Origin of the sequence: Duganella violaceipulchra (assembly GCF_019166075.1) — a bacterium.
Classification (GTDB): domain Bacteria; phylum Pseudomonadota; class Gammaproteobacteria; order Burkholderiales; family Burkholderiaceae_D; genus Rugamonas; species Rugamonas violaceipulchra.
The window spans coordinates 1-255 of the sequence record NZ_JAHTGR010000235.1 but is presented as its reverse complement, the minus strand read 5'-3'; the positions used below and the strand labels follow the sequence as shown (position 1 = coordinate 255).

Sequence of the window (255 nt, the reverse complement as noted above, 5' to 3'; positions counted from 1 at the left end):
CCTCGATCAGCTGCTCGAACGGATATTGCTGGTGTTCCAGCGCCTGCAGCGCGATCTCCTTGCTCAGCGCCAGCACCTGCTCGAACGAGGCGTCCGGCGCCACCGGGGTGCGCAGCAGCACGGTGTTAAGGAAGAAGCCGATCAGCGGCTCCACCTCGGCCAGGTCGCGCCCCGCCACCGGCGTGGCGACCACGATGTCGCGCGTGCCGCCCAGGCGCGCCAGCCACACCGACAACGCGGCCTGCAGCACCATGA

General features: G+C 69.4%; 1 protein-coding gene. It reads right to left on the bottom strand.

The annotated features are described in order from the left end of the window. Positions 1–255, bottom strand: a 255-nt coding sequence (locus tag KVP70_RS33855) for a condensation domain-containing protein (protein ID WP_217946799.1), incomplete at both ends; no start/stop codon positions are given.